The following is a 26,458-nucleotide window of genomic DNA, read 5'->3' as shown; positions in this document are numbered from 1 at the left end:
TGTTGTGGAAGAAACCGATATGAGCCGAGTGGGAGTGGTGGGCCTGGGCGCCATGGGCCTGGGCATGGCGAAATCGCTGCGCCGGGCGGGCTTCGCGCCCCGGGTGTTCGACCTGCGCACGGACGTGGCGCAGGCCTTCGCCCGCGACGGCGGCCAGGCCTGCGCCAGCCTGGCCGAGCTGGGCGCGGGCAGCGAGGTGGTGGTCAGCGTGGTGGTCAACGCCGCGCAGACCGAGAGCGTGCTGTTCGGCGACGACGGCCTGGCCGCGGCCATGGCGCCCGGCAGCGTCTTCGTCATGTGCTCCACGGTGGACCCCGGCGTGTCCATCGGTTTTGAGGAGCGGCTGGCGCGCCTGGGCATCCTCTACATCGACGCGCCGATCTCCGGCGGCGCGGCCAAGGCCGCCAGCGGCGAAATGACCATGATGACCGCCGCCCGGCCCGAGGCCTACGCCAAGGCCGAGGCCGTGCTCGAGGCCATGGCAGGCAAGGTCTACCGCCTGGGCGATCGCGCCGGCGCGGGCAGCAAGGTCAAGGTCATCAACCAGCTGCTGGCCGGGGTGCACATCGCCGCGGCGGCCGAGGCCATGGCCCTGGGCCTGCGCGAAGGCGTGGACCCGGCCGCGCTGTACGAGGTCATCACCCACAGCGCGGGCAACAGCTGGATGTTCGAGAACCGCATGGCCCACGTGCTCGCGGGCGACTACACCCCGCTGTCGGCGGTCGACATTTTCGTCAAGGACCTGGGCCTGGTGCTGGACATGGCCCGCGCCAGCAAGTTTCCGCTGCCGCTGTCGTCCACCGCGCACCAGATGTTCATGCAGGCCTCCACCGCCGGCTTCGCCAAGGAAGACGACAGCGCCGTGATCAAGATCTTCCCTGGCATCGAACTGCCGAGGCCCCTGGCATGAGCCTTTTGCTGGGCGCCATCGCCGACGACTTCACGGGCGCCACCGACCTGGCGAACAACCTGGTGCGCGCCGGCATGCGGGTGGTGCAGACCATCGGCGTGCCGCGCGAGCCCATCGAGGCGGGCATCGACGCGGTGGTGGTCGCGCTCAAGTCGCGCACCGTCCCGGCGGCCGAGGCCGTCGAGCAATCGCTGGCCGCCTGGCACTGGCTGCGCGGGCAGGGCGCGCGCCAGATCTACTTCAAGTACTGCTCGACCTTCGACAGCACACCCGCCGGCAACATCGGCCCGGTGACCGAGGCGCTCATGGACGCCATGGGCATCGACTTCACCATCGCCACGCCGGCCTTCCCGGACAACGGCCGCACCGTCTTCAAGGGCCACCTGTTCGTGGGCGACGTGCCGCTCAACGAAAGCGGCATGAAGGACCACCCGCTCACGCCCATGACCGACGCCAACCTGGTGCGCGTGCTGCAGGCCCAGTGCCGCCGCCGCGTGGGGCTGATCGACTACCGCGTGGTGGCCGCGGGCGCCGCGGCGGTGCGCGAACGCATCCAGGCGCTGCGGCAGCAGGGCGTGGGCATCGCCGTGGTCGACGCCCTGTCCAACGACGACCTGCTGCGCCTGGGCCCGGCCCTGGCCGACCTGCCCCTGCTCACGGCCGGCTCCGGCGTGGCCATCGCGCTGCCGGCCAACGCCGGCCTGGCGCCCTCGGCACGGGCCAGCGCGCTGCCACCGGTGGCGGGCGCGCAGGCCATTGTCTCGGGCAGCTGCTCGCTGGCCACCAACCAGCAGGTGGCGCACTTCATCGCCAGCGGCCGGCCGGCGTTCCAGCTCGACCCGCTGCGCATCGCCGCCGGCGAGGACGTGGTCGCCGAGGCCCTGGCCTGGGCGGCGCCGCACCTGGCCGGCGGGCCCGTGCTGCTGTACTCCACCGCGCCGCCGCAGGCGGTCAGCGCCGCGCAGACCCAACTGGGCGGCGCGCAGGCGGGCGAACTGGTCGAGCGCTGCATCGCCGCCATCGCCAGCGGCCTGGTGCGGGCCGGCGTGCGCCGGCTCATCGTGGCCGGTGGCGAGACCTCGGGCGCCTGCGTGCAGGCGCTGGGCATCGCCCGGCTGCAGATCGGCCCGCAGATCGACCCCGGCGTGCCCTGGTGCCACGCCACGGCCGCCGCCGCGGCTGGCGCGCCGCTCTGGCTGGCGCTCAAATCGGGCAATTTCGGCGGCGAGGACTTCTTCACCCGGGCCTTCTCGCTGACCACCCCGACCCCCGACGGCGCGCACCGCCCCGCGGCCGCGCACTGACCACCGGACCCCTGCCATGCCCCGTTTTGCCGCCAACCTGTCGATGCTCTACCCCGAGCTCGACTTCCTGGACCGTTTCGAGGCCGCCGCGCGCGACGGCTTCGAGGCCGTCGAATTCCTCTTCCCCTACGCCTACCCGGCGCACGAGCTCGCCGCCCGCCTCCAGGCCAATGGCCTGCGCCAGGTGCTGTTCAACCTGCCACCCGGCCAATGGGACGCCGGCGAGCGCGGCCTGGCCGCCCTGCCCGGCCGCGAGGCCGAGTTCCGCGAGGCGGTCCAACTGGCCCTGCGCTACGCCGACGCCCTGGACTGCCCCCGCCTGCACGCCATGGCCGGCCTGGTGTCCCCGGGCCTGCGGCGCGAGGACATGCAGGCCACCTACCTGGGCAACCTGCGCTGGGCCGCCGAACAGGCCGCCCGCGCCGGGCGTGACATCCTCATCGAGCCGATCAACCCGCGCGACATCCCCGGCTTCTTCCTCAACCGGCAGGACCACGCGCACCAGGTCCTCGACGCGGTCGGCGCGCCCAACCTGAAGGTGCAGATGGACCTGTACCACTGCCAGATCGTCGAGGGCGACGTCGCCACCAAGCTGCGGCAGTACCTGCCCACGGGGCGCGTCGGTCACCTGCAGATCGCCGGCGTGCCGCAGCGCCACGAGCCCGACCTGGGCGAGCTGAACCACCCCTACCTGTTCGGCGTGATCGACGAGCTCATGGCCGCCGGCCAGTGGGACGGCTGGATCGGCTGCGAGTACCGCCCCAGCCGCGGCGCGGTTCCCGGGGGCACCTCGGCCGGACTGGGCTGGCTGCGCGCCGCCCAGGCCGCAGCCGCCTGACGCCGCTCCCCCGCGCCTCAGCCCACCGGGCTGTCCACCACCAGCTGGCGCTGCTCGCCCAGGCCGCGCCCGCCCAGGGTCATCACGTCGCCCGCCTTCAGGTACAGCGGCGGCTGGTGGCCCATGCCCACGCCGGGCGGCGTGCCGGTGGCGATCACGTCGCCCGGCTGCAGGGCCATGAAGCGGCTCAGGTAGCTCACCAGCGTGGCCACGCCGAACACCATGGTGCGCGTGCTGCCGTTCTGGCGGCGCTGGCCATTCACCTCCAGCCACAGCGCCACGTCCTGTGGATCGCCCAGCTCGTCGGGCGTCACCAGCCAGGGGCCCAGGGGGCAGTGCGTGGGGTAGCTCTTGCCTTTGACCCACTGGCCTTCATATTCGATCTGGTGGGCGCGCTCGGACACGTCGTTGAGCAGGCAATAGCCGGCCACGTGCGACAGGGCCTGGTCCTCGCCCACGTGGAAGGCGCGCTGGCCGATCACCACACCCAGCTCCACCTCCCAGTCGAGCTTGCGCGAGCCCGGCGGCAGCCAGACCTCGTCGTTCGGCCCGTTGATGGCGCTGACGTGCTTGTTGAACACGATGGGCTGGCCCGGCACCTTCAGGCCGGCCTCGGCGGCGTGGTCGGCGTAGTTCAGCCCGATGCCGATGACGTTGCCGACCTGGCCCACGCAGGGGCCCAGGCGGGTGCCGCTGGGCACGGGCGGCAGCGTCAGGGGGTCGAGCGCGGCCAGGCGCGCCATAGAATCCGGGCCCAGCGTGGCCGGCGCGATGTCGGCCAGCACCCCGGAGAGGTCACGCGGCGTGCCGCTGGCGTCGATCAGACCGGGTTGTTCGGCGCCGGGCAGGCCGTGGCGGATCAGTTTCATGCTGGGCTTCGGTGGTGGTGAAAACCGCCGATTCTGCCGCCTGGGGCCATCCGGTCCCGGCCGGCCCTTGAAATCCGCCGAGGCGGCCCCAGCTGCCCGACTTGTCGGGCAAACCGCCCACCGCAACCGCCCCCGTTTCACCTTATCCACAGACTCGCCACGATGAGCCAGACGCCCCCCAACGCCCCGCCACCCCAGGACAACAGCGCGCCCTTGAGCCCCGAAGAGGCCGAAGCCGCCCGGGCGGCCAGCGAGGCCGAGGCCCAGGCCGCCCAGCAGGCCGAACTGGCCACCCTGAAGGCCCAGAACACCGACCTGGCCGACCAGTACCTGCGCGCCAAGGCCGAGGCCGAAAACGCCCGCCGCCGCGCCGAAGAGGAAATGTCCAAGGCCCGCAAGTTCGCGGTGGAGAGCTTCGCCGAGAGCCTGCTGGCCGTGGCCGACAGCCTGGAGGCCGGCCTGGCCGTGCAGGAGGCCACGCGCGAACAGCTGCGCGAGGGCACCGAGGCCACGCTCAAACAGCTGCTGAGCGCGCTGGAGCGCCACAAGGTCGTGCAGATCGCGCCGCCCGCCGGCACCAAATTCGACCCCCACCAGCACCAGGCCATCAGCATGGTGCCGGCCGAGCAGGAACCCAACACCGTGGTGACCGTGCTCCAGAAGGGCTACCTCATCGCCGAGCGGGTGCTGCGCCCGGCCCTGGTCACGGTGTCCGCCCCCAAGTAAGGGCCGCCAAGGGACTTGTGCACACGCCCTCCCCTTGAATTCCCCCGGCTTATCCACACTTCTTCAACAGCTTTAACCACATCCTCGGAGTCACTCACATGGGACGCATCATCGGCATCGACCTCGGCACCACGAACTCGTGCGTGTCCGTCATGGAAGGCAACAACACCAAGGTGATCGAGAACAGCGAGGGTGCGCGCACCACGCCGTCGATCGTGGCCTACCAGGAAGACGGCGAGGTGCTGGTCGGCGCCTCGGCCAAGCGCCAGGCCGTCACCAACCCCAAGAACACGCTGTACGCGATCAAGCGCCTGATCGGCCGCAAGTTCAGTGAGAAGGAAGTCCAGAAGGACATCGACCTCATGCCCTACTCCATCGTGGCCGCCGACAACGGCGACGCCTGGGTGGAGGTGCGCGGCAAGAAGATCTCGGCCCAGCAGGTCTCGGCCGACATCCTGCGCAAGATGAAGAAAACCGCCGAGGACTACCTGGGCGAGCCCGTGACCGAGGCCGTCATCACCGTGCCCGCGTACTTCAACGACGCGCAGCGCCAGGCCACCAAAGACGCCGGGCGCATCGCCGGCCTCGACGTCAAGCGCATCATCAACGAGCCCACCGCCGCGGCCCTGGCCTTCGGCCTGGACAAGCAGGACAAGGGCGACCGCAAGATCGCCGTGTACGACCTCGGCGGCGGCACCTTCGACGTGTCCATCATCGAGATCGCCGACGTCGACGGCGAGAAGCAGTTCGAAGTGCTGTCCACCAACGGTGACACCTTCCTGGGTGGCGAAGACTTCGACCAGCGCATCATCGACTACATCATTTCCGAGTTCAAAAAGGACCAGGGCGTCGACCTCAGCAAGGACGTGCTGGCCCTGCAGCGCCTGAAGGAAGCGGCCGAGAAGGCCAAGATCGAGCTGTCGTCCTCGGCCGCCACCGACATCAACCTGCCCTACATCACGGCCGATGCCTCGGGTCCCAAGCACCTGAACATCAAGCTCACGCGCGCCAAGCTCGAGGCCCTGGTGGAAGAACTGATCGAGCGCACCATCGCGCCCTGCCGCACCGCCATCAAGGACGCCGGCGTGAGCGTGGGCGACATCCACGACGTGATCCTGGTCGGCGGCATGACCCGCATGCCCAAGGTGCAGGAGAAGGTCAAGGAGTTCTTCGGCAAGGAGCCGCGCAAGGACGTCAACCCCGACGAGGCCGTGGCCGTCGGTGCCGCCATCCAGGGCCAGGTGCTCTCGGGTGACCGCAAGGACGTGCTGCTGCTGGACGTGACCCCGCTGTCGCTCGGCATCGAGACCATGGGCGGCGTCATGACCAAGATGATCGCCAAGAACACCACCATCCCGACCAAGTTCTCGCAGGTGTTCTCCACCGCGGACGACAACCAGCCGGCCGTGACCATCAAGGTGTTCCAGGGCGAGCGCGAGATCGCCGCCGGCAACAAGCTGCTGGGTGAGTTCAACCTGGAAGGCATTCCCGCCGCGCCGCGCGGCCTGCCGCAGATCGAGGTGACCTTCGACATCGACGCCAACGGCATCCTGCACGTGGGCGCCAAGGACAAGGGCACCGGCAAGGAAAACAAGATCACCATCAAGGCGAACTCGGGCCTGTCCGAAGCCGAGATCCAGCAGATGGTGAAGGACGCCGAACTCAACGCGGCCGAGGACAAGAAAAAGGTCGAGCTCGTGCAGGCGCGCAACCAGGCCGAGGCCATGGTGCACAGCGTGAAGAAGAGCTTGAGCGAGCACGGCGACAAGCTGGAGGCGGGCGAGAAGTCGGCCATCGAGGACGCGATCAAGTCCCTGGAAGAAGCCGCCAAGGGCGAGGACAAGGACGCGATCGAGGCCAAGACCACCGAGCTCATGACCGCCAGCCAGAAGCTGGGCGAGAAGGTCTACGCCGCGCAGCAGGCCGATCAGGCCGGTGCCGAGGCGGGGGCCGCCGACGCCCAGCCGCAGCAAGCGTCCAAGGCGGCCGACGACGACGTCGTCGACGCCGAGGTGAAGGAAGTCAAGAAGGGCTGATCGCGCCGCGACGTCCGCCACACCGCCGCGTCCGGGCAACCTGACGCGGCGTTCGTGTTCAAACACCAGCCAGAGAAACCATGGCCAAACGCGACTTTTACGAAGTGCTCGGCGTGCCGAAGAACGCCTCCGACGAGGAGATCAAGAAGGCGTACCGCAAGCTCGCGATGAAGTACCACCCCGACCGCAACCAGGGCGATGCGGCCAAGGGTGCCGAAGAGAAATTCAAAGAGGCCAAGGAGGCCTACGAGATGCTCTCCGACGCGCAGAAGAAGGCCGCCTACGACCAGTACGGCCACGCCGGCGTGGACCCGAACATGCGCGGCGGCCCGGGCGGCGCCGAAGGCTTCGGCGGCTTCGGTGACGCCTTCGGCGACATTTTTGGCGACATCTTCGGCGGCGCGCGCCGCGGCGCGGGCGGCGGGCGGCAGGTGTACCGCGGCGCGGACCTGTCCTACGCCATGGAGATCACGCTGGAGGAAGCCGCCAACGGCAAGGAAACGCAGATCCGCATCCCCAGCTGGGACGACTGCGACACCTGCCACGGCAGCGGCGCCAAGCCCGGCACCAGCGCCAAGACCTGCGGCACCTGCCACGGCCAGGGCGTGGTGCAGATGCGCCAGGGCTTCTTCAGCGTGCAGCAGACCTGCCCCACCTGCCAGGGCCGCGGCAAGGTCATCCCCGAGCCCTGCACCACCTGCCACGGCCAGGGCAAGATCAAGCGCCAGAAGACGCTGGAGATCAAGATCCCGGCCGGCATCGACGACGGCCAGCGCATCCGCTCCACCGGCAACGGCGAGCCCGGCCAGAACGGCGGCCCCGCGGGCGACCTCTATATCGAGATCCGCCTGCGCAAGCACGACATCTTCGAGCGCGACGGCGACGACCTGCACTGCCAGGTGCCGGTGAGCATGACCACCGCCGCCCTGGGCGGCGAGATCGACGTGCCCACGCTGCAGGGCAAGGCCACCATCGACCTGCCCGAGGGCACGCAGAGCGGCAAGACCTTCCGCCTGCGCGGCAAGGGCATCAAGGGCGTGCGCTCCAGCTACCCGGGCGACCTGTACTGCCACGTGGCGGTGGAAACGCCGGTCAAGCTCACCGAGCACCAGCGCAAGCTGCTCAAGGAACTGGACGAGTCCTTCAAAAAAGGCGGCCACAAGCACAGCCCGAACGACAAGGGCTGGTTCGAGAAGGCGAAGGACTTCTTCAGCTGAGCCAGACGCTCCCCCCAAAAAAAAGCGACGCCACGGCGTCGCTTTTTTTTTGGGCCATTCGCGCTCCCTCGGTGCCTGGCGCGTGCGCCGCCAGCGGTGCCCCTATCGCCACCATAAGCAGCATCGATTGGCCTTATTTGATCGTTTTTGACAAGCTATGGGTCAACATCGATAGCAGCCCAAGCATGTCTACCCTCCTCCGCCAGATCCCACCCGCCTGGGCCCAGCTCCAGCGGCTGGAGTGGCCCGTGCCAGCCCACGCCCTGCGCAAGGCCTTGCTGGCGCTGGCCGCGGGCGTGCTGGTGATGGCGGGCATCGCCGCCGGCTCCACCTTCTGGGCGCCCACCCGCGCCTGGTGGCTGGCCGTGGAAGGCGGCAGCGCCCTCGTCGCGGGCGTGCAGGCCTCGCTGCTGGCGGCCATCGCCACCGCCGTGGGCGCCTTGCCGGTGTTCGTGGTGCAGCGCGTGAGCAAGCGGCAGGAGTCGGCCTTCATGGCGTTCTCGGCCGGGGTGATGCTGGCGGCCGCCGTGTTCGCGCTGCTGCTGCCCTCGCTGGAGGCCAGCCGCGCCCTGGTGGGCGAGGGCGGCGCCAGCGCCCTGCTCTCGGGCGCCGGGCTGGCGCTGGGCATGGGGCTGATGCTGGCCATCGACCGCGCCCTGCCGCACGAACACGCCGTGCTGCCGCCGGCCGCGCACACCCACACCAGCGCCTGGCTGCCGCGCGAGCCGGCCGCGCAGCGCGCCTGGCTGATGGTGCTGGCGCTGATGATCCACAACCTGCCCGAAGGCCTGGCCGTGGGCGCGGCCTATGCCGGCCCGTCGGGCGAGGACGCGGTGCACGACGGCGCCGCCGTCGCCCTGGCCATCGGACTGCAGAACATGCCCGAGGGCCTGATCGTGGCCATGGCCCTGCGCACCCTGGGCCTGGGCGCCGGACGGGCCTGGGGCGTGGCCGCCCTCACCGGCCTGGCCGAGCCCCTGGGCGCCCTGCTGGGCGTGGTGGTGCTGGGCAGCGCCCCGGTGTTCTACCCGCTGGGCCTCGCCCTGGCGGCCGGCGCCATGATCTTCGTGGTGAGCCACGAGATCATCCCGGAGACGCACCGCGACGGCTTCGAAGGCGCGGCCAGCGCCACGCTGCTGGCGGGCTTCATCTTCATGGTCTGGCTGGACAGCGCCCTGGCCTGAACGGGCCGTGCCCGCGCGCACGGCTAAGATGCTCCGCATGGGCGTCAGCATCCGTTTCCTCGGCGGCACCGGTACCGTCACCGGCTCCAAGTACCTCATCGACTACGGTGGCCAGCGGCTGCTGGTGGACTGTGGCCTGTTCCAGGGCTACAAGCAGCTGCGTCTGCGCAACCGCGAGCCGTTGCCCGTGGCGCCCGACCAGATCGGCACGGTGCTGTTCACGCACGCGCACATCGACCACAGCGGCTACTTTCCGCTGCTGGCGCGCGAGGGCTTCACGGGCCGCGCCTGGTGCACGCCCGCCACGCGCGACCTGCTGCACGTGATGCTGCCCGACAGCGGCCACCTGCAGGAAGAAGAGGCCGAGTACGCCAACCGCAAGGGCTTCGGCAAGCACCAGCCCGCCCTGCCCCTCTACACCGTGGAAGACGCGCGCCGTAGCCTCAAGCGCCTGCACACCGCGCGCCTGCACGAGCGCTTCGAGCCGCTGCCCGGCTGGAGCGCGAGCTTCAGCGGCGCCGGCCACATCCTCGGCGCGGCCAGCGTGCTGCTGGAAGTGGGGGGGCGGCGTCTGCTGTTCTCGGGCGACCTGGGCCGCCCGGACGACGCGCTCATGCTGCCGCCCGAGCCACCGCCCGCGGCCGACGTGGTGCTGTGCGAGTCCACCTACGGCAACCGCCTGCACCCCAAGGAGGACCTGCTCGCCGAACTGGGCGCCGCGCTGTCTCGCGCCGCCGCGCGCGGCGGCACGGTGGTGGTGCCGGTGTTCGCGGTGGGCCGCGCGCAGGCCGTGCTGCTGGCCATCGCGCGGCTCAAGGCGCGGGGCGAGCTGCCGCGCGCCCTGCCCGTGTACCTGGACAGCCCCATGGCCGTGGCGACCACCGAGCTGTACGAACGCCACCTGGGCCAACACCGCCTCGACGCCGCCCAGTGCCGCGAGATGGAGCGCACCGCGCAAATGGTCACCAGCGTGGAAGAGTCCAAGGCCATCGCGCAGCGGCATGGGCCCAAGGTCATCCTGTCGGCCAGTGGCATGGCCACGGGCGGGCGCGTGCTGCACCACCTCACGCACCACCTCGGCGACCACCGGGCCATGGTCGTGCTGGCGGGCTACCAGGCGCCGGGCACGCGCGGCGCGCAACTGGCCGCCGGCCAGGCCAGCCTGCGCATCTTCGGCCAGCAATGGCCCGTTCGCGCCGAGGTGGTGCAACTCACCGCCGGCTCGGCGCACGCCGACGCCGAGCAGCTCATGGCCTGGCTGCGCGGCCTGCCCAAGGCGCCGCGGCGCACCTTCGTCACCCACGGCGACATGGACGCCGCCGACGCGCTGCGCCTGCGCATCGAAAACGAACTGGGCTGGCCCGCGCTGGTGCCGGAGCACGGCAGCACCTGGCCCGCCTGAGCCGGCCCGCCCCGCGGCGGTCCGGCCTGAACTTTTCCGCCCCCGGGCGACCCCATGGCCATGCAACGACTCACCACCCTCTGCCTCGCGGCCACGCTCGCCGCTCCCGCCCTCGCCCAGGACGCCAGCTTCCAGCAGTGCCTGGACGGCCTGCGCCCCACGGCCCGTACCAACGGCGTCAACGAGACCACCTTCCGCGCCCACACCGACAGCCTGCAACCGCTGATGTCGGTCATCGGCAACCTGGACGCGCAGCCCGAATTCAAGACCCCGATCTGGGACTACCTCACCGTGCTGGTCGACCCGCAGCGCGTGGAAGAAGGCGCGCAGCGGCTGCAGCAGAACGCCGAGCTGCTGCAGCGCGTGCAGCAGCGCTTCGGCGTGGACCCGGCCACGGTGGTGGCCGTGTGGGGCGTGGAGAGCAACTACGGCCAGGGCTTCGGCAAGACGCCCATCGTGCAGTCGCTGGCCACGCTGTCGTGCTACGGCCGGCGCCAGGCCTACTTCCGCACCGAGTTCTACTCCGCGCTGCGCCTGCTGCAGGCCGGGCACTTCCCGCCCGAGCGGCTGCAGGGCTCCTGGGCCGGCGCCTTCGGCCACACGCAGTTCATGCCCAGCACCTACGAGCGCCTGGCGGTGGACTTCGACGGCGACGGCCGCGCCGACCTCATCGACAGCGTGCCCGACGCGCTCGCCTCCACCGCCAACTTCCTGCAGCGCGCGGGCTGGCGCCAGGAACTGCCCTGGGGCTTCGAGGTGAAGCTGCCCGAGGGCTTTTCCGTGCTTGGCGAAGGCCGGCGCACCAAGCGCCCCGGCAGCGAATGGACCGCGCGCGGCGTCCAGCGCGTCGACGGCACGCCGGTGCCGGCGGACATGAGCCTGGGCCTGCTGGCGCCGGCCGGTGCGCAGGGCCCGGCCTTCCTCGTCACGCGCAACTTCGACGCCATCTACAGCTACAACGCCGCCGAAAGCTATGGCTTGGCCATCGCCCACCTGGCCGACCGTCTGCGCGGCGGCGGGCCGTTCGTGACGCCCTGGCCCACCGACGACCTGGGCCTCACGCGCGCCGAACGCCGCGAGCTGCAGACCCTGCTGCTCGCGCGCGGCCACGACATCGGTGAGGTCGACGGTCTGCTCGGCGAGAAGACCCGCAGCGCCGTGCGCGCCGAGCAGACGCGCCTGGGCTGGGAAGCCAATGGCCGCGCCGGGCAGAAGCTGCTGAAGGCGCTGCGCGGGGGCTGAGGCGGCGCGCCGGCGTTAGGCGCCGCCGCCCGAGCGCGCCAGCGCGCGCGCCACGCGCTCGTTCGCCTGGCACAGCAGCGCCTTGAGCGTGGGCGGCTCCAGCACCTCGAACTCCACGTCCAGCGCCAGCAGCCAGTAGGCCAGCGACTCCAGGTGGTTCGCGCCGCTGTGCATCACGCAGCGCTCGCCGTCCAGGGCCTCCAGCCGCGCCACCGTGGGCGGAATCTGCCGGGCCATCGCCTCCAGCGACCGGTGCAGCACCACGCGGGCCTGCTCGGTGTAGGCCGAAACCCCGATCGAGCGCGACACGTAGGCGCGCAAGTCGCCGCCCTCGGGGCCCGCGCGCGGCGCGAAGTGCGCGCCCAGGGCGGGCGCGCCGTCGATGCGGTCCAGGCGGAAAGTGCGCCAGTCATCGCGCGCCAGGTCCCAGGCCACCAGGTACCAGCGGCTGCCGGTGTGCACCAGGCCCTGCGGCTCCACCGTGCGCGCCGTGTCCTGGCCACGGCTGTCGCGGTAGGCGAAGGCCAGGCGCAGCTGGTCGCGGCAGGCCACGGCCAGGCTGGCCAGCGCACCCGCGTCCACCGTGGGGCGCAGGCTCGCCAGCGGCAGGATGGCCGAGCGCAGGGCATCGACGCGCCGGCGCAGGCGCGCGGGCATCACCTGTTCCAGCTTCACCAGGGCGCGCAGCGAGCCCTCCTCCACCCCACTCACTGTGCCGGCGGCCGCGGTCTGCAGGGCGATGGCCACGGCCTGCGCCTCCTCGTCGTCCAGCAGCAGCGGTGGCAGGGCCTGCCCGGCCCGAAAAGCGTAGCCGCCGGCCACGCCGCTGCTGGCGTGGATGGGGTAGCCCAGCTCACGCAGGCGATCGATGTCGCGGCGCAGCGTTCGCGGGTGCACGCCCAGGCGCTCGGCCAGTTCGGCGCCCGCCCAGTGGCGGCGCGCCTGCAGCAAGGAGAGCACCCGCAGCAGCCGGGAAGAGGAACTGAGCATGGGTCGCACTCTATCTTTGATCGAGGGCGGAATCTGTCCGCAATGGCGGCGACAGTTCGCGGCACGGATCGGCGCGGTGCCGGACCGGTTTCACCCCCATTCATTCAGGAGCCCGCCATGTCCATCGTTCTCTACTGGCACCCCATGTCCAGCGCCACGCCCATCGCCTGCGCCCTCGCCGAACTGGGCCTGCCGCACGAACGCGTGAAGGTCGACATCACCACCGGCGAGCAGCGCCGCCCCGCGTTCCTGGCGCTCAACCCCAACGGCAAGGTGCCCACCCTGACGGTGGACGGCGCCCCCATGTTCGAGGCCCTGGCCATGGAGCTGTGGCTGGGCGAACGCCACGGCGTCGAGCGCGGCCTGTGGCCGGCGCCCGGCACGCCCGCGCAGCTGCAGGCCTTTTCCTGGTGCACCTGGGCCTACGTCACCTACGGCGCGCAGCTGGTGCGCCTGCAGGCCGCGCGCGACATGGGCACACCCGACGATGCGCACGGCCGCGCGGGCCGCGAGGGCATGGACCAGCTGCTGGCCCTGCTCGACGCGCACCTGGCGAAGCGGCCCTGGATGCTGGGCGAGGCCTACTCGCTGGTGGACCTGTCGGTGGGTTCGGTGATCGGCTACAGCGCCTACATCGGCGCGCCGGTGGACCAGCACCCTCACGTACTGGCCTGGCTGGCGCGGGTGCAGGCGCGCCCGGCGATGCGGATCGACGCCTGAGCCAGGGGGCTCACGGCTTCACCGCCGTGCCGCGCGCGCCGGTGGCAGCTTAGCCCACGGGCGCTGCGCCTTTCGCTCTTTCGCTCTTTCGCTCCTGTGCTCCTGTGCTCCTGTGCTCCGGGCTGCCGTGGGCGTCGTTCGGAGACCTTGTTCGGAGACCCCGCGCTGACGGCTGGCGTGGTCCGCGTTCTCCGGCCCACGCTCGCGGGCGCATACCCCGGTAGGCCTGCGTTGTTTCATCAACACCGTTCCGGCACTCAGCCTCTGTGGCAGCCGCGAATGGGGCCTGCGCCCGCGAACCCCACCATCCGTCGAGAGTGACACCCAAGCAGGCCAAGGAAATCGGGGTCACAGGAATCGGGGTCACGCAGGAATCGGGGTCAGATTCCATCTGGCCAGCGATCAACGCTCGAAGGGTGTCCGGTCTTCTTTGGCCGGCCCGCGCGTTTCGGGGACGGCGGTGTGGGTGCCCGGGCGCAGGCCCCATTCGCGGCTGCCACAGAGGCTGAGCGCCAAAGCGGTGTTGATGAAACAACGCAGGCCTACCCAGGTGGAGGACCGCGAGCGTGGGCCGGAGAACGGGCACCCACACCGGCGGCCCATGCGAAGCCGTTGCACGAAGCCGTTGCACGAAACCATTGCACGAAGCCGCGAAAAACGCAGCAGCGCCAACCGCAACGCCCCCTCAGAACACCAGCTCGACGCACCCGCCGGGCTCGATCACCCGCTCGGGCCATTCCTGCGCGCCCGCGATGGTGCGCGGCCCGTGCTCGCGCAGGTACAGCGCCGCGCGCACCACCCCTGCGTGCGTGACCCAGGCCGCCTCGCGGATGCCGGCCGCGTGCAACTCCAGCACGACCTCGGCCACACGGTCGATCACCTGCTGCGTGCTTTCCTCGCCGCCGAAGCGGTGGTGCGAAAAATCGGCCATCCAGTCGTCGAAAGCCGCGCGCGGGATGGCCTCCCAGGCCTGCATCTCCCAGCGGCCGAAGTCCATCTCGTTCAGGCGCGGCTCCACGCGCGCGGCGCCCAGGTCGGGCCGCAGTCGCTGCAGTGCGGCCGCCAGCTGCTGCGCGCGGGTCAGGCCCGACACCCACAGCGGCACATGCCGCGGCAGCGTGGCGGCCACGGCCTCGGCCGCCGCCAGCGTGGCGTCGGCGAGGGCGGGCGCGTCGGTGGTGCCGTAGCACAGGCCCGGCGGCAAGGCGACGGCGGCATGGCGGATCAACCAGAGCTTCATGCGGTGGGTCCCTCGACAGACCAGGCGACGGCCAGGCCCAGGTAGAACAGCAGCTCGGCCACCTGCTGCGTGGCACCCAGGCCGTCACCGGTGAAGCCCCGCAGGCGGCGCCACAGCAGGCGCGCCATCCAGGCGGTGCCCAGCGCCGCGCCGAGCACGCCGGCCCACCAGCCCATGCCGGGAAAACGCGCCACCACCAGCAGCAGCGCCAGCGCCATCCACGACAGGCCGGCCAGGAGCGCGGCCAGCGTCAGGCCATCGGCCAGCGGTTTGCTCTTGGAGCCGGCCACGTCGCCCACGTGCGGCTGCGTGTAGATGACCGCCAGCGGCGCCGCGCGCGACACCACCTGCGCCAGGAACAGCGCCGCCACCGCGCGCGCCGGGTCCCCCTGCGCCAGCAGCGCGAGCAAGGCCACCTTGCACGACAGCGCCAGCACCAGCGCGATGGCGCCGAAGCTGCCGATGCGCGAGTCCTTCATGATCTCCAGCGCCCGCGCGCGGTCCGCGCTGCCGCCCAGGCCGTCGGCCAGGTCCGCCAGCCCGTCCTCGTGGAAGGCACCGGTCATGAGCACGCCGGCCACGGTGGCGCCCAGCGCCGCCACCCAGGGCGCGGCGGGCAGCGCGGGCAAGGCCCACAGCAAGGCGGCGAACACCGCCGCCACCCACAGGCCCACCAGCCAGCCCACGCCCGGGAAATGCGCCGCGCTGGCGCGCAGCATGGCCGGGCTGTAGCCCACCCAGGCGGCCAGGCGGCCGGTGACGGGCACGCGCGTGAAGAACTGCAGGGCCAGCAGGTAGTGCCGGAGGAAGCGGCTCATCGAGCGGGCTTGCCCGAGGCGTCGGCCGCCGTGAGCTCGGGCTCGGCCCGCGCGGTGGGCGCCGCGTCGATGGCCGACTGCGACACGCCCGCGCTGGCGAAGCTGGCCATCTGATTGAGCAGCGCGCAGGCGCTTTGCAGCAGCGGCCAGGCCAGGGCCGCGCCCGAGCCTTCGCCCAGGCGCAGGCCAAGGTCGAGCAAGGGGTCGGCCCGCAGGTGCGCCAGCATGAGCGCGTGCCCGCGCTCGCCCGAGCGGTGCGCGAACACGCAGCGCTGCAGCAGGTGCGGGCGCAGCTTGCTGGCCACCAGCACCGCGCTGCTGGCGATGAAGCCGTCGACCAGGATGACGCGCCGCTCGGCGGCGGCCTGCAGCGCCGCGCCCGCGAGCGTGGCGATCTCGAAGCCGCCGAAGGCCGCCAGCGCGGCCAGGGGTTCGCGCGCCTGCGCGTGGCGCTGCAGCACCGCGCGCAGCACGCCGATCTTGCGCAGCACGGCATCGGCGTCCAGGCCGGTGCCGGCACCGGTGACGTCGCCCACCTCGAGGCCGCCCAGGCGCGCCAGCAGCAGCGAGGCGGCCGAGGTGTTGCCGATGCCCATCTCGCCGAGCAGCAGCGCGTTGCCCGGCAGGCCGCGCACCACGTCGGCGCCGTGGGCCAGGGCCTGCTCGCACTGCTCGGCGCTCATGGCCGGGCCGTCCAGCGCGTCCTGCGTGCCCGGGCCCAGGCGGCGCGACAGCAGGCCGGGCTGCTCGGGCACGGCCTCGCGCACGCCGCAGTCCACCACGGTGAGGGCGATGCCGTGCTGGCGCGCCAGCACGCTCACCGCCGCGCCGCCGGCGACGAAGTTGCGCACCATCTGGTGTGTGACCTCGCTCGGGTAGGCCGACACACCGCGCGCGGCCAGGCCGTGGTCGGCCGCGCAGACCAGCATCTGCGGCTCGCGCAGCTCGGGCGTGGCCGTGCCCAGCACGGCGCCGATGCGCTGCGCCAGCCACTCGATGCGCCCGAGCGAGCCCAGGGGCTTGGTCTTGCCGTCGATGGCGGACTGCAGCGCGGCGGTCAGCGCGGCGTCGTGCAGGTCGGCGACCTCCGGCACGCGGAAAGGAGAAGCGGTGGTGTGGGGCATGGTGTTGCTCATGAAGCGATGAGCGCGTCCAGCGCGCCCGGGGCCACGTGGGCCTGCAGGGTGTCGGCCAGGCCCTCGAACACCGTTTCCAGCGTGGGGACGCGGGCACCGAACAGGGCCTGAAGCACGCGATCGTCCTCGAACAGGCCGTGCAGGTACAGGCCCAGCACGTTGCCTTCGCGGTTTTGCCAGGCCAGGCCGGGCATGGCCTCGTGCGCCGTCTGTCCGGCGGCCTGCAGGGCCGGGTGCGGCGCGGTCTGGCCGTGGTGGATTTCGTAGCCGCGCACCGGCACGCCCGAGAGCGCGGACCAGGGCCCGTGCAGCGCGCCGAAGCGCGCCTCGGTGCGGCGCACGGTCTTGTCGCGCTCGAAGGTGGTGACCAGCGGCAGCAGGCCCAGGCCGGGCGCGTTGCCGTCGATGCCTTCGGTGTCGATGAGCGCCTCGCCCAGCACCTGCAGGCCGCCGCACACGCCCAGCACGCGGCCGCCGCGCGCGGCGTGCTCGGCCACCCAGCGGTCCAGGCCCTGCCCGCGCAGCCAGGCCAGGTCGGCCGCGGTGGCCTTGCTGCCGGGCAGCACGATCACGTCGGTCCCGGCGCCGTCGGCCGGCGAGCGCACCCATTGCAGGCGCACACCGGGCAGGTTCTTCAGCGGCTGGAACTCGTCGAGGTTGCTGATGCGCGGCCAGGCGATCACCGCGATGCGGGTGTGCACCTCGCCGGCGGCGCGCGAGCGGTCGTCGAAGACGCCGTCTTCCTCGGGCAGGCCGTGGTGCCACTGCATGGGGATCACGCCGACGGTGGGCACGCCGGTGAGCGTTTGCAGCCGCCGCGGCGCGGGATCGAGCAGGGCTTCGTCGCCTCGGAACTTGTTGAGCACGAAGCCGCGCAGGCGCGCGCGGTCGGCGCGCGGCAGCAGCGCCCAGGTGCCGTAGAGGTGGGCGAAGGCGCCGCCGCGGTCGATGTCGGTGACCAGCCAGCAGCGCGCCTCGGCCTCGCGCGCGATGCGCAGGTTCACGATGTCGTGGCGCATGAGGTTGATCTCGGCCGGCGAGCCCGCGCCCTCGATCACCACCACGTCGTTCTCGGCGCGCAGCGCGCGCAGCGACTCGGCCACCGCCGGCCAGGCCTTGGCGCCGCGCTGCGGCCAGGGCAGGCGCGTGATGGCCTCGTCGACCCGGCCCAGCAGCACGAACTGGCTGTGGGTGTCGGCCTCGGGCTTGAGCAGCACCGGGTTCATGCGCACGTCGGGCTCGGCGCGCGCGGCCAGGGCCTGGAAGTACTGCGCGCTGCCGATCTCGCCCCAGGCGCCGCCGGGCCCGGCCACCACGCGCGCGTTGTTGCTCATGTTCTGCGACTTGAACGGCGCCACCTTGAGGCCCTGGCGCGCGTAGTGGCGGCACAGGGCGGTGGCGATCCAGCTCTTGCCCGCCCCGCTGCTGGTGCCCAGCACCATCACGCAAACCGCTGTCATATCGGTACTCCCTGCGCCCGCGGGGCCTTGCGTGCGACGAACCGCCAGCGGGAGGCACCGCGGAACCGGCTTGGCCGGGCCGCAGGTGTCGCCCCCTCGAGGGGGTCGCGCGAAGCGCGGCGGGAGTGATTCATTGTTGGCGGGCGCGCAGGCCCAGCTTGTCCAGCAGCGCCTGGTCGGCCGCCACGTCGGGGTTGCCGGTGGTGAGCAGCTTGTCGCCGTAGAAGATGCTGTTGGCCCCGGCCAGGAAGCACAGGGCCTGCACGGCCTCGCCCATCTGCTGGCGCCCGGCCGACAGGCGCACCCGCGCGCGCGGCATGGTGATGCGCGCCACCGCGATGGTGCGCACGAACTCCAGCGGGTCGAGGTCGGGCTGGTCGGCCAACGGCGTGCCGGCGACCTTCACCAGGTGGTTGATGGGCACCGACTCGGGGTAATCGGGCGACAGGTTGGCCAGCTGCGCGATCAGGCCGGCGCGCTGGCGGCGCGACTCGCCCAGGCCCACGATGCCGCCGCAGCAGACCTTCACGCCCGCGCCGCGCACGCGCTGCAGGGTGTCCAGGCGGTCCTGGTAGTCGCGCGTGGAGATGATGTCGCCGTAGAAGTCGGGGTCGCTGTCGAGGTTGTGGTTGTAGTAGTCCAGGCCCGCGTCGCGCAGCTGCTCGGCGTGGCCCTCGTCCAGCATGCCCAGGGTGGCGCAGGCCTCCAGGCCCTCGGCCTTGACGGCGCGCACCAGTTCGGCAACGGCCTGCACGTCGCGGTCCTTGGGTGCGCGCCAGGCCGCGCCCATGCAGAAGCGCGTGGCGCCGGCGGCCTTGGCGCGTTGCGCGGCCTCGCGCACGGCGTCCACGGCCATCAGCTTGCCAGCCTGCACGCCGGTGTCGAAGTGCACCGACTGCGGGCAGTAGCCGCAGTCTTCCGGGCAGCCACCGGTCTTGACGGACAGCAGCGTGGCCAACTCCACCTCGCGCGGGTCGTGGTGCTCGCGGTGCACGCTCTGGGCGCGGTGCATGAGGTCGGCGAAGGGCAGATCGAACAGGGCCTCGATGGCCTCGACGCTCCAGCGCTCGGTGGACGGCGCGGACGGCGCCGCGCCGGGGCGCGGCATGAGGCGGATGGTCTGTTCGGTGGTGTCTTGCATGGTGGGTTTCTCTCAAACGCTTTCGGGGCGGTGGCGGGGCCGTCACCGCGGGGAATTGTCGCCGCCGCGCCCGCGCGGCCAGGCGGCGCGCAGGGCGGCTTGATCCTCGGGTGAACGCACCCCCAGGCGCACGTGGCCCGGCAGGCCGAAGGAGGTGGCGTCGCGCAGCTTCACGCCGCGCTCGCGGCGCAGCGCGGGCAACGCGTCGGTGTCGCGCGGCGCCGGCAGTCGGGCGACGAAGTAGTTGGCCTCGCTGGGCAGCACGGTCCAGCCCAGCGATTCGCAGAGCGCGATCTGCCGGGCCTTCCAGTCGCGCAGCGTGTCCAGGCTGTCGGCCAGCCAGCGCTGGGTGTCGGGCGCGGCCCAGGCCATCAGCATGGCCTCGGCGTGCGCGCCCAGCGGCCAGGACGGCGCCAGGGCCTCCAGCTCGGCCACCGCCTGGCGCGCGGCCAGCGGGGCGATGGCGTAAGCGCCGCGCACGCCCGTGAGGCCCAGGGCCTTGTTGGGCGAGACCAGGCGCCACACGCGGTCCAGCGCGGCGCCCTCCAGCGAGGGCGCGCCGCTCAGGCGCAGCGGCGCGTAGGCCTGGTCGAGCACCAGGGCCTGCTCGACCCGCAGGCCGGCCAGCCGTTCGGCCAGGCCGGCCTCGGCCTGGCCCAGCGGCGACGAGGGCTCGCAGGCCCAGAGCAGCCGCGCCCTGCCCGCTTGCGGTGTGCGCACCAGGCCCCAGGCCTGGGCGGCGCGGGAGAGGTCGCCGTAGTGGTGCGGCGGCAGCCACACGCAGGCGCCCGCCGTTCGCGCGGCCCAGGCCGAGAAGCGCTGGATGCCCTCGCTCGCGCTGGCCAGCAGCAGCAGCCGCTCGGGGGCCACGCCGTGGAAGTCGGCCAGCGCGGCCTTCAGGCGCGTGCTGGCGGGATCGGGGTAGCGCGAGGCGTCGGCCCGCGCGATGGCCAGCAGCGCCATGGGACAGGGCCCGAGGGCGTTGGCGTTGGTGGAGAAGTCGTGCGCGGGCGCGCCCAGCGCGTCGGGTCCACCATGCGCGGCGGGTGGTGCGAGGCTCATGCCCAGGGGCTCCATTCGAACAAGGCCCACAGCAGCGCGAGCGCCACCAGCCCGGCCAGCGCGCGGCCGGCGCGGCGCAGCGCGCGCCGGGTGTCGGCGGCCTCGGGCCCGCGCCCGTCGGCGTTGAGCGCGTACACGCCGGGCTTGCGCAGCCGCACGCCCAGGGCCAGCGCCATGGCCGCCATGGGCCAGCCGCTGTTGGGCGATGGCGTGCGGGCGGCCTCGCCCGCCAGCGCCGGCCACAGGCGCAGCGGGCTCAGCAGCAGGGCCGTGAGGCGCGCCGGCAGCCAGGACAGCGCGTCGTCCGCGCGCGCGGCCCACTTGCCGGCCCAGGTCCAGTCGCGGCCCTGGCGCTCGCCGCGGTAGCCCCACATGGCGTCGGCGGTGTTGGCGAAGCGGTAGAGCGCGGCGCCCGGCAGGCCCGCCAGCGCGAACCAGAACAGCGGCGCGACCACCGAGTCGTTCAGGTTCTCGGCCAGCGACTCGATCGCGCTTTCGCGCACCTGCGAGGCGTCGAGCGTGGTGACGTCGCGGCTCACCAGCCAGGCCAGGCGCGCGCGGCCGGCGGCCAGCGATTCGCCCAGGGCGCCCTCCACCGCCGCCACCTCGTCGCGCAGCATGCGCCACGACAGCAGGGGCTTGAGCAGCGCGCCCAGCGCCAGCGCCTGCGCCCAAGCCGCCCAGCCAGCCACCAGCCGGTTCAGCGCGAGCGCCAGGGCCAACACCCCCAGCGCGCCCAGGCACCAGGCCAGCGCGCCACCGACGAAGGCCCGCGCCGGCCGGGGCGGCGCGCCCACCCGCGGCGCCATGCGCCGGCCCATGAAGCCGAGGTAGTGCCCCATGCCCACCACCGGGTGCCAGCGCGCGGGCGGCTCGCCCAGCGCGCGGTCCAGCGCCAGCGCCAGCAGCAGCGCCAGGGGAATGACCAGCGCAGGAAACGGGCCGAACACCACCATCAACCGGCGCCCTCCGCGCGCGCCCTCATGCCTCGCTCGCCGCCAGCGGGGCGGGCAACCGCGCCAGCAATCCGCCGCGCAGCCGCTCGGGCCGGGCCTGGCGGGGCAGTTGACCGTCGGCGGTGGCGGCGTGCAGGGCGGCGCACTGCAGCACCTGGCGAGCGGTCTCGGCGTCGGGCGCCAGGTCGCCGAACAGGTAGCTCGCCTTGCCGGGTGCCTGCAGGGCCACGGTGCAGGCGCGCGAGCAGCCACCGAGGCAGGCCACGCCGCGCACGCGCACGCTGGCCATGGCGCTCGCGGGCCCGTCCGCCTGGGCCCAGCGCACGGCGTCCAGCAGCTCTTCGCCCGCGGCGAGCCCCTCGCGCGGCGCGCCGGGCGGGCGGCAGGTGGTGCAGACGATGAGTTCGGTGGTGGTGGTCATTCGGCGCGCTTCATCAGTCCTCGATGCCACGCTGCGCCGGCACGCCGGCCTGGAAGTGGTGCTTGACCAGCGCCATCTCGGTCACCGTGTCGGCCAGCTCCACCAGCTCGGCCGGCGCGCCGCGCCCGGTCAGCACCACGTGCACCGCGGCCGGGCGCTCGCGCAGGCAGGCCAGCACCGCGTCCAGCGGCACCCAGCCGTAGCGCAGCGGGTACATGATTTCGTCGAGCACCACCATGAAAAGCTCGCCCGAGCGGATGCTGGCTTCGGCCTTGGCCCAGCCCGCGCGCGCGAGCTCGGCCGAGTGCTCCAGGTCTCGGCTCTTCCAGCTGAAGCCGTCGCCCAGGCCTTCGATGGGAACGCCCAGCTGCTCGAACAGCCGGTGCTCGCCGAAGCGCGCCGACGGCACCTTCATGAACTGGTACACCTTCACCGCCTTGCCGCGCCCGTGCGCGCGCAGCGCCAGGCCGAAGGCGGCCGTGCTCTTGCCCTTGCCGTTGCCGGTGTGCACGATGACCAGGCCCCGGCGTTCGCCTTGCGGCTTGGGGGTGTCGCGGTCGACGGGGGGGGCTTCGATCTGCATCGGCTTCTCCAGGAAACAATCAACGGGGCAAGGCCACCCACTGGTCGCCCAGCGGGTGGATGGCGATGCGCTGGTCGAACACGGCTTCCAGCGCGCGGTGGGTGGCGGCGGCGTCGCAGGCGCCCTGGTGGCGCACGCGGCCGGCGGCCACGATCACCATCTGGTCGGCGTGCAGGGCCACGCCGATTTCGTGCAGCACGCTCACCACGGTCTTGCCCTGGGCCACGAGACCGCGCACGAGCTGCATCCAGTCGGCCTGGTGCGGCGGGTCCAGGTTGGCCAGGGGCTCGTCCATGAGCAGCACGTCGGCGTTCACCGCCAGCAGGCGCGCCAGCAGCACGCGCTGGCGCTCGCCGCCGGACAGCGCGCCGAGCGCGCGCTCGCGCCAGTCCCAGGCCTGGGTGGCGCGCAGGGACTGCTCCACGGCGGCGCGGTCGGCCTCGGACGGCGCGGCCAGCCAGGGCTGGTGCGGCAGGCGGCCGAGCATGGCCACGTCCCACACGCTCAGGTCCTCGGCGCCGGTTTCACCCTGCCCCAGCCAGGCCAGGCGGCGGGCGCGTTCTCGGCCGCGCCAGCTGGCGAAAGGCCGGCCCAGCAGCTCGGCCTGACCGCTGTGCGGCAGCAGCCCGGCCAGGGCCTTGAGCAGGGTCGATTTGCCCGCGCCGTTGGGGCCGACCACGCTGGTCCAGCGCCCGGTGGGCAGGCTCAACTCAATGCCATGCAGGACCTCGACGCCGCCCAGCGACACGCCGATGTTTTTGGCTTGCAGCGCGGCGCTCACACCATCCGGCGCCCGGCCGCCCCAAGCCGGATCAGCCCCCTCGGGGGGCAGCGACCCGCGCAGCGGTGGAGCGAGGGGGCTCACAGCCCTCCCCCCGGCCGGCGGCGCCGGTGCATCAGCCACAGCAGGTAGCTGCCACCCAGCACCGCGGTGAGCACGCCCACGGGCAGTTCCTGCGGCGCGATGACCCAGCGCGCGAGCACGTCGGCCGCCATCAGCAGCAGCCCGCCCATGAAGGCGCTCAACACCACCAGGCGCGCGTGCGTGGTCTTGACCAGCGAGCGCACCAGGTGCGGCGCGGCCAGGCCCACGAAGGCGATCAGGCCGGTCTGCGCCACGGCCGCGCCGGTGGCCAGGGCCAGCACAGCCACCAGCACCACGCGCACGGCGCCCAGCGGCAGGCCCAGGCTCAGGGCCGTGGCCTCGCCCAGGGCCAGGCCGTCCAGCACGCGGCCCAGCGCGGCGGACACCCCCAGCGCCAGCAGCAGCATGGCCGCCATCACGCCACAGGCGGACCAGCCCACGAAGCCCGTGCTGCCCAGCATGAAACCCTGCATGGCCTGCAGCACGTCGGGCTCGGCGATGGTGATGAGGTCGCGCGCCGCACCCAGCACCACGCCCACGATGACGCCGGCCAGCAGCAGGCGCAGCGTCTGTTGAACGCCCTTGGCCAGCATGAGCGTGAGCGCCACGCCCAGCACCGCGCCCAGGAAGGCCGCGCCGGTGAGGCCCAGTCGCACCAGCCAGGGCGTGGCCAGGGTGGAGGCGCCGAACAGCGCGAGCGCGATGGCCACGCCCAGCGCGGCGCCCGAGGCGCTGCCCAGCAGGTAGGGGTCGGCCAGCGGGTTGCGGAACAGGCCCTGCGCCACCGCGCCCGCCAGGCCCAGCAGCGCGCCCGCGACCCAGGCGCCCAGGGTGCGCGGCAGGCGGATGTCCCACAGGATCTGCCAGGCCACCGCGTCGTGGCGCGCGTTGAGCACGCTGTCGAAGCCGGTGCTGCCCACGCCCGCGCCCAGCAGCAACAGCAGCAGCGCCGCCAGCAGCAGAGCCCCCCCCAAGCCAGGGACACCGCGGAACCGGCTGTGCCGGGCCGCCGGTGTCGCCCCCCTGAGGGGGTCGCGCAAAGCGCGGCGGGGGTGGATCATTTCCCGCCTTTCTCGGCCATGCAGCGCGCCATGATGCGCGCCGCCTCGGCCATGCGCGGGCCGGGGCGCACCAGCACGTCGGATTCGTCGGCGCTGAACACGCAGACGCGGCCTTCGCGCAAGGCGCGCATGCCCTGCCAGCCGGGGCGCTGCGCCAGGCCGGCGACGTTGCGCTGGCCGATCATGATGAGGTCCGGGTTGGCGCGCACCACGTACTCGGGGTTGATGCGCGGGAACGGGCCCAGCTCGCGCCCCACGATGTTGCGCGCGCCCAGGCGGTCCATGAGCTCGCCGATGAAGGAGCCCGGCCCGGCCGCGTAGCCGCCGGTGCTGACCTCGTAGTACACGCGCAGGCCGCGCGCCGGCGGCGGCAGCGAGGACGCCGCCGCCGACACGCCGGCGTCGATGGCGCGCCAGACGCGCTCGGCGTCGGGCACCTCCAGCACCTGGCCCAGCACGCCCATCACGCGCTGCGCGCCGGCCGCGGTGCGCGGCTCCAGGGCCAGCACCTTGAGGCCGAAGGACTCCAGGCGCGGCACGCCGCGCGAGGACGTGGCCGCCAGCACCAGGTCGGGCCGCAGCGCGACGATGGCCTCGATGTTCGGGTCGATGCCGCCCCCCGTTTGCGGCAGCGCGCGCACCGAGGCCGGGTAGTTGGAGTAGCGGTCCACGCCCACCAGGCGGTGGCATTGGCCCAGCTCGCACACGGTTTCGGTGAGCGAGGGCAGCAGCGAGACGATGCGCTGCGGCGAGCGCGGCAGGCTCACGGCCACGCCGCGGTCGTCGACGACCCGGATCTCGCTGGCGTGCGCCGGGGCAGCGGCGCTGGCCAGGGCCAGCCACAGGGCCAGCAGCAAGGGAAAGGCGAGACGCTTCATCGCGGGGCTTTCAAGGTCAGCGGCAGGCCCGCCGCCATCAGGGTCACGCGTTCGCAGGCGCCGGCCACGGCCTGGTTCAGGCGACCCAATGCGTCCACGAAGGCGCGGGTCTCGCGGCCCAGAGGGATCACGCCCAGGCCGATCTCGTTGCCCACCAGCACCACGGGGCCGCGCGCGCCCGCGATGGCGTCCAGCAGGGCCTGCGTGGGCGCCTGGGGGTCGGCGGCCCCGCCCTGGGCCGGCATCAGCAGGTTGGTCAGCCACAGGGTGAGGCAGTCCACCACCACCAAGGTGTCGGGCGACGCGTGTTCACCCAGTGCCTCGGCCAGCGCCAGCGGCGCCTCCACCGTGGCCATGCCGGGCACGCGCTCGGCGCGCTCCCGCTGGTGCTGCGCGATGCGCGCGCGCATCTCCTCGTCCCAGGGCTGGCCGGTGGCGATCAGCACGGCGCCGCGGCCGGCGCCGGCGTCCAGCCACCGGCGCGCCAGCGATTCGGCGCGGCGCGACTTGCCGCTGCGCTGGCCGCCGAGGATGAATTCGCTGCGGGCGATGGTCTCAGCCATGGCGCGCGCTCCAGTCCATCACGAGACGGTGCAGCCGCTCCACGCCGTCGGTGAGCGCGGCCGGGCCGGGCTGCAGGATGTCGGCCGACTTGATCTCGTGCAGTTCGCCGTCGCGCACGGCGGGCACGGCCTGCCAGCCGGGCCGAGCGGCCACGCGCTCGGGCCGGAACTTCTTGCCGCACCAGGAGCCGACGACCATGTCGGGCGCGCGATCGACGATGCGCTGGGGCTCGCCGATGATGCGGTCCTTGCCCAGCGGCATGAGGGCCAGTTCGGGAAAACAGTCGTCGCCGCCGGCGATGCCGACCAGCTCCGACACCCAGCGGATGCCGCTGATGCAGGGCTCGTCCCACTCCTCGAAGTACACGCGCGGGCGGCGCGGCAGGGCGCGCCCCGCCTCGGCGATGGCCGCCAGCCGCGCCCGGGTGCGCGCGATCCAGGCCAGGCCCTGCTCGGCCTGGCCCACCACCGCGGCCACCTGGTAGAGCATGTCGAAGATCTGCGCCACGCTGCGCTGGTTAAAGACGGTGACCTGCACACCCGCGCGGATCAGCGCCGAGGCGATGTCGGCCTGCAGGTCGGAAAAGCCGAACACGCAGTCGGGCTCCAGCGCCAGGATCTTGTCGATCTTGGCGTTCAGGAAGGCGCTGACCTTGGGCTTTTCCTCGCGCGCGCGGCGCGGGCGCACGGTGTAGCCCGAGATGCCCACGATGCGCGCCTCCTGCCCCAGCAGGTAGAGCCATTCGGTGGTTTCTTCGGTGAGGCAGACGATGCGCTGCGGGCCGAGCGTGGCGGTGGTCACAGGAACACCTCCGCGCGGCGCGCTGCGGTGCGGG

General features: G+C 72.8%; 26 protein-coding genes. 10 read left to right on the top strand and 16 right to left on the bottom strand.

The annotated features are described in order from the left end of the window. Positions 1–4: 4 nt before the first annotated feature. Genes ltnD through otnI form a run of 3 tightly spaced genes read left to right on the top strand, consistent with a single transcriptional unit; the run spans position 5 to position 3,052 of the window. The gene (ltnD, locus tag JNX00_RS10450; RefSeq protein ID WP_239478303.1) at positions 5–910 is read left to right on the top strand and encodes an L-threonate dehydrogenase; all 906 of its coding nucleotides are present in this window, start codon (positions 5–7) and stop codon (positions 908–910) included. Beyond that, positions 907–2,214: a 3-oxo-tetronate kinase gene (otnK, locus tag JNX00_RS10445; protein WP_070397799.1), complete on the top strand. Its 1,308-nt coding sequence runs from the start codon at positions 907–909 to the stop codon at positions 2,212–2,214. Before ltnD ends, otnK begins: the two co-directional genes overlap by 4 nt. A gap of 16 nt (positions 2,215–2,230) precedes the next feature. Beyond that, complete coding sequence (otnI, locus tag JNX00_RS10440) at positions 2,231–3,052, top strand: 2-oxo-tetronate isomerase (protein WP_070397800.1); 822 nt, start codon at positions 2,231–2,233, stop codon at positions 3,050–3,052. Between the two features lie 17 nt (positions 3,053–3,069). Here the strand turns inward: otnI and JNX00_RS10435 are convergent, their stop codons facing one another. Further along, a complete protein-coding gene (locus JNX00_RS10435) occupies positions 3,070–3,921 on the bottom strand; it encodes a fumarylacetoacetate hydrolase family protein (protein WP_204744899.1) in 852 nt (283 codons plus the stop codon). 162 nt (positions 3,922–4,083) lie between these two features. Between JNX00_RS10435 and grpE the strand changes: the two genes are divergently transcribed. The 6 genes from grpE to JNX00_RS10405 all read left to right on the top strand — a co-directional run bounded on the left by grpE (position 4,084) and on the right by JNX00_RS10405 (position 11,728). Continuing rightward, on the top strand, positions 4,084–4,647 hold the full coding sequence (gene grpE / locus JNX00_RS10430) for a nucleotide exchange factor GrpE (RefSeq protein WP_070397802.1): 564 nt from the start codon (positions 4,084–4,086) through the stop codon (positions 4,645–4,647). Positions 4,648–4,745: 98 nt separating this feature from the next. Then, complete coding sequence (dnaK, locus tag JNX00_RS10425) at positions 4,746–6,683, top strand: molecular chaperone DnaK (RefSeq protein ID WP_204744898.1); 1,938 nt, start codon at positions 4,746–4,748, stop codon at positions 6,681–6,683. A gap of 80 nt (positions 6,684–6,763) precedes the next feature. Further along, the gene (gene dnaJ / locus JNX00_RS10420; protein WP_070397804.1) at positions 6,764–7,900 is read left to right on the top strand and encodes a molecular chaperone DnaJ; all 1,137 of its coding nucleotides are present in this window, start codon (positions 6,764–6,766) and stop codon (positions 7,898–7,900) included. Between the two features lie 185 nt (positions 7,901–8,085). Continuing rightward, positions 8,086–9,084 (top strand): ZIP family metal transporter, encoded by a 999-nt coding sequence (locus JNX00_RS10415; protein ID WP_070397805.1) that lies wholly within the window; start codon positions 8,086–8,088, stop codon positions 9,082–9,084. Positions 9,085–9,121: 37 nt separating this feature from the next. Then, positions 9,122–10,486, top strand: coding sequence for an MBL fold metallo-hydrolase (locus JNX00_RS10410; RefSeq protein ID WP_204744897.1), 1,365 nt, complete (start codon positions 9,122–9,124; stop codon positions 10,484–10,486). A gap of 60 nt (positions 10,487–10,546) precedes the next feature. Further along, the gene (locus JNX00_RS10405; protein WP_204744896.1) at positions 10,547–11,728 is read left to right on the top strand and encodes a lytic murein transglycosylase; all 1,182 of its coding nucleotides are present in this window, start codon (positions 10,547–10,549) and stop codon (positions 11,726–11,728) included. A 15-nt stretch (positions 11,729–11,743) separates the two neighbouring features. On the opposite strand, the gene JNX00_RS10400 is transcribed toward JNX00_RS10405, so the two are convergent. After that, on the bottom strand, positions 11,744–12,718 hold the full coding sequence (locus tag JNX00_RS10400) for a YafY family protein (protein ID WP_204744895.1): 975 nt from the start codon (positions 12,716–12,718) through the stop codon (positions 11,744–11,746). A 117-nt stretch (positions 12,719–12,835) separates the two neighbouring features. Between JNX00_RS10400 and JNX00_RS10395 the strand changes: the two genes are divergently transcribed. Further along, a complete protein-coding gene (locus JNX00_RS10395; protein WP_070397808.1) occupies positions 12,836–13,438 on the top strand; it encodes a glutathione S-transferase family protein in 603 nt (200 codons plus the stop codon). A 685-nt stretch (positions 13,439–14,123) separates the two neighbouring features. Here JNX00_RS10395 and JNX00_RS10390 read toward each other — a convergent pair. From JNX00_RS10390 to JNX00_RS10325, 14 genes are all read right to left on the bottom strand, one after another. Further along, positions 14,124–14,678, bottom strand: a complete 555-nt coding sequence (locus JNX00_RS10390) for a histidine phosphatase family protein (protein ID WP_204744894.1) — start codon at positions 14,676–14,678, stop codon at positions 14,124–14,126. Next, on the bottom strand, positions 14,675–15,496 hold the full coding sequence (locus tag JNX00_RS10385; RefSeq protein WP_070397824.1) for an adenosylcobinamide-GDP ribazoletransferase: 822 nt from the start codon (positions 15,494–15,496) through the stop codon (positions 14,675–14,677). The genes JNX00_RS10390 and JNX00_RS10385 overlap by 4 nt, the downstream gene beginning before the upstream one ends. After that, positions 15,493–16,620 (bottom strand): nicotinate-nucleotide--dimethylbenzimidazole phosphoribosyltransferase, encoded by a 1,128-nt coding sequence (cobT, locus tag JNX00_RS10380; protein ID WP_204744893.1) that lies wholly within the window; start codon positions 16,618–16,620, stop codon positions 15,493–15,495. Before cobT ends, JNX00_RS10385 begins: the two co-directional genes overlap by 4 nt. A gap of 8 nt (positions 16,621–16,628) precedes the next feature. Next, on the bottom strand, positions 16,629–18,092 hold the full coding sequence (locus tag JNX00_RS10375) for a cobyric acid synthase (RefSeq protein ID WP_204744892.1): 1,464 nt from the start codon (positions 18,090–18,092) through the stop codon (positions 16,629–16,631). A 130-nt stretch (positions 18,093–18,222) separates the two neighbouring features. Next, positions 18,223–19,200 (bottom strand): biotin synthase BioB, encoded by a 978-nt coding sequence (bioB, locus tag JNX00_RS10370; protein WP_239478332.1) that lies wholly within the window; start codon positions 19,198–19,200, stop codon positions 18,223–18,225. Between the two features lie 75 nt (positions 19,201–19,275). After that, complete coding sequence (locus JNX00_RS10365) at positions 19,276–20,295, bottom strand: aminotransferase class I/II-fold pyridoxal phosphate-dependent enzyme (RefSeq protein WP_204744890.1); 1,020 nt, start codon at positions 20,293–20,295, stop codon at positions 19,276–19,278. Continuing rightward, on the bottom strand, positions 20,292–21,251 hold the full coding sequence (gene cbiB / locus JNX00_RS10360) for an adenosylcobinamide-phosphate synthase CbiB (RefSeq protein ID WP_204745043.1): 960 nt from the start codon (positions 21,249–21,251) through the stop codon (positions 20,292–20,294). Before cbiB ends, JNX00_RS10365 begins: the two co-directional genes overlap by 4 nt. Positions 21,252–21,276: 25 nt before the next feature. Continuing rightward, positions 21,277–21,672, bottom strand: coding sequence for a DUF1636 domain-containing protein (locus JNX00_RS10355; RefSeq protein ID WP_204744889.1), 396 nt, complete (start codon positions 21,670–21,672; stop codon positions 21,277–21,279). A 13-nt stretch (positions 21,673–21,685) separates the two neighbouring features. Further along, a complete protein-coding gene (gene cobO / locus JNX00_RS10350) occupies positions 21,686–22,255 on the bottom strand; it encodes a cob(I)yrinic acid a,c-diamide adenosyltransferase (protein ID WP_204744888.1) in 570 nt (189 codons plus the stop codon). 19 nt (positions 22,256–22,274) lie between these two features. Next, complete coding sequence (locus JNX00_RS10345; protein WP_204744887.1) at positions 22,275–23,036, bottom strand: ABC transporter ATP-binding protein; 762 nt, start codon at positions 23,034–23,036, stop codon at positions 22,275–22,277. Between the two features lie 80 nt (positions 23,037–23,116). Further along, positions 23,117–24,094: an iron ABC transporter permease gene (locus JNX00_RS10340; RefSeq protein ID WP_070397831.1), complete on the bottom strand. Its 978-nt coding sequence runs from the start codon at positions 24,092–24,094 to the stop codon at positions 23,117–23,119. A gap of 83 nt (positions 24,095–24,177) precedes the next feature. Beyond that, on the bottom strand, positions 24,178–25,059 hold the full coding sequence (locus JNX00_RS10335; RefSeq protein ID WP_204744886.1) for a helical backbone metal receptor: 882 nt from the start codon (positions 25,057–25,059) through the stop codon (positions 24,178–24,180). After that, the gene (gene cobU, locus JNX00_RS10330) at positions 25,056–25,622 is read right to left on the bottom strand and encodes a bifunctional adenosylcobinamide kinase/adenosylcobinamide-phosphate guanylyltransferase (protein WP_070397833.1); all 567 of its coding nucleotides are present in this window, start codon (positions 25,620–25,622) and stop codon (positions 25,056–25,058) included. Before cobU ends, JNX00_RS10335 begins: the two co-directional genes overlap by 4 nt. Next, complete coding sequence (locus tag JNX00_RS10325) at positions 25,615–26,424, bottom strand: ABC transporter substrate-binding protein (RefSeq protein ID WP_204744885.1); 810 nt, start codon at positions 26,422–26,424, stop codon at positions 25,615–25,617. The genes cobU and JNX00_RS10325 overlap by 8 nt, the downstream gene beginning before the upstream one ends. Between the last annotated feature and the right edge of the window lie 34 nt (positions 26,425–26,458).

It is taken from the genome of Hydrogenophaga sp. YM1 (assembly GCF_016903055.1).
GTDB classification, from domain to species: domain Bacteria; phylum Pseudomonadota; class Gammaproteobacteria; order Burkholderiales; family Burkholderiaceae_C; genus Hydrogenophaga; species Hydrogenophaga borbori.
Note: the sequence above shows the minus strand (reverse complement) of the source record. Positions and strands in the feature narration are given on the sequence as shown.

What these genes read in the sequence shown, in the direction of transcription:
- otnK (WP_070397799.1), top strand. Translation starts at nt 907, where the DNA reads ATGAGCCTTTTGCTGGGCGCCATCGCCGACGACTTCACGGGCGCCACC.
- otnI (WP_070397800.1), top strand. Translation starts at nt 2,231, where the DNA reads ATGCCCCGTTTTGCCGCCAACCTGTCGATGCTCTACCCCGAGCTCGAC.
- JNX00_RS10435 (WP_204744899.1), bottom strand. Translation starts at nt 3,921, where the DNA reads ATGAAACTGATCCGCCACGGCCTGCCCGGCGCCGAACAACCCGGTCTG.
- grpE (WP_070397802.1), top strand. Translation starts at nt 4,084, where the DNA reads ATGAGCCAGACGCCCCCCAACGCCCCGCCACCCCAGGACAACAGCGCG.
- dnaK (WP_204744898.1), top strand. Translation starts at nt 4,746, where the DNA reads ATGGGACGCATCATCGGCATCGACCTCGGCACCACGAACTCGTGCGTG.
- dnaJ (WP_070397804.1), top strand. Translation starts at nt 6,764, where the DNA reads ATGGCCAAACGCGACTTTTACGAAGTGCTCGGCGTGCCGAAGAACGCC.
- JNX00_RS10415 (WP_070397805.1), top strand. Translation starts at nt 8,086, where the DNA reads ATGTCTACCCTCCTCCGCCAGATCCCACCCGCCTGGGCCCAGCTCCAG.
- JNX00_RS10410 (WP_204744897.1), top strand. Translation starts at nt 9,122, where the DNA reads ATGGGCGTCAGCATCCGTTTCCTCGGCGGCACCGGTACCGTCACCGGC.
- JNX00_RS10405 (WP_204744896.1), top strand. Translation starts at nt 10,547, where the DNA reads ATGCAACGACTCACCACCCTCTGCCTCGCGGCCACGCTCGCCGCTCCC.
- JNX00_RS10400 (WP_204744895.1), bottom strand. Translation starts at nt 12,718, where the DNA reads ATGCTCAGTTCCTCTTCCCGGCTGCTGCGGGTGCTCTCCTTGCTGCAG.
- JNX00_RS10395 (WP_070397808.1), top strand. Translation starts at nt 12,836, where the DNA reads ATGTCCATCGTTCTCTACTGGCACCCCATGTCCAGCGCCACGCCCATC.
- JNX00_RS10390 (WP_204744894.1), bottom strand. Translation starts at nt 14,678, where the DNA reads ATGAAGCTCTGGTTGATCCGCCATGCCGCCGTCGCCTTGCCGCCGGGC.
- JNX00_RS10385 (WP_070397824.1), bottom strand. Translation starts at nt 15,496, where the DNA reads ATGAGCCGCTTCCTCCGGCACTACCTGCTGGCCCTGCAGTTCTTCACG.
- cobT (WP_204744893.1), bottom strand. Translation starts at nt 16,620, where the DNA reads ATGCCCCACACCACCGCTTCTCCTTTCCGCGTGCCGGAGGTCGCCGAC.
- JNX00_RS10375 (WP_204744892.1), bottom strand. Translation starts at nt 18,092, where the DNA reads ATGACAGCGGTTTGCGTGATGGTGCTGGGCACCAGCAGCGGGGCGGGC.
- bioB (WP_239478332.1), bottom strand. Translation starts at nt 19,200, where the DNA reads ATGCCGCGCCCCGGCGCGGCGCCGTCCGCGCCGTCCACCGAGCGCTGG.
- JNX00_RS10365 (WP_204744890.1), bottom strand. Translation starts at nt 20,295, where the DNA reads ATGAGCCTCGCACCACCCGCCGCGCATGGTGGACCCGACGCGCTGGGC.
- cbiB (WP_204745043.1), bottom strand. Translation starts at nt 21,251, where the DNA reads ATGGTGGTGTTCGGCCCGTTTCCTGCGCTGGTCATTCCCCTGGCGCTG.
- JNX00_RS10355 (WP_204744889.1), bottom strand. Translation starts at nt 21,672, where the DNA reads ATGACCACCACCACCGAACTCATCGTCTGCACCACCTGCCGCCCGCCC.
- cobO (WP_204744888.1), bottom strand. Translation starts at nt 22,255, where the DNA reads ATGCAGATCGAAGCCCCCCCCGTCGACCGCGACACCCCCAAGCCGCAA.
- JNX00_RS10335 (WP_204744886.1), bottom strand. Translation starts at nt 25,059, where the DNA reads ATGAAGCGTCTCGCCTTTCCCTTGCTGCTGGCCCTGTGGCTGGCCCTG.
- cobU (WP_070397833.1), bottom strand. Translation starts at nt 25,622, where the DNA reads ATGGCTGAGACCATCGCCCGCAGCGAATTCATCCTCGGCGGCCAGCGC.